Below are 345 nucleotides of genomic sequence, written 5' to 3'. Positions count from 1 at the left end.
TCGATGAGTTCAGCAGGCTGACCTGCAGTACCAAACCCACCAATCATAATGGTTGAACCGTCTTTAATTTGGGAGAGGGCTTCGGTTAAAGTCTTTTGAGATTTATCAATCATAGCGTTTTATAGATAAAGCTATCTATATCCTTTTCGGTCTTGCAAAAATTTAAACAAATCAAAATGATTAGATTTGGATTGGTCTAAATTCTTTAGTTGAATAAGATAAAGGATGGATGCGAAATCCATCCCTTTATTATTTTTAAGCTGATGCGCGGCGGCGTTCAACTTCAGTAGAAGGCGCACCTTCAACGTCTTTCACTAATTCAATGTCAAATTGAATATGTTTGAA

Annotated in this window: 2 protein-coding genes; both read right to left on the bottom strand. The window is 36.5% G+C overall.

Annotated features, from left to right (window positions below; genetic code table 11):
- On the bottom strand, positions 1-113 hold a 113-nt coding region (locus AC1M9C_RS14975; protein ID WP_481588093.1), incomplete at its 3' end, for a CoA-transferase.
- A 142-nt stretch (positions 114-255) separates the two neighbouring features.
- The coding region (locus AC1M9C_RS14970; protein WP_481592540.1) for a hypothetical protein at positions 256-345 on the bottom strand (90 nt) is incomplete at its 5' end.

The sequence above is a fragment of the Acinetobacter sp. 24-47-39 genome (genome assembly GCF_056783825.1).
The sequence above is the reverse complement of the archived record's forward strand: the minus strand, read 5'-3'. Positions and strand labels throughout refer to the sequence as shown.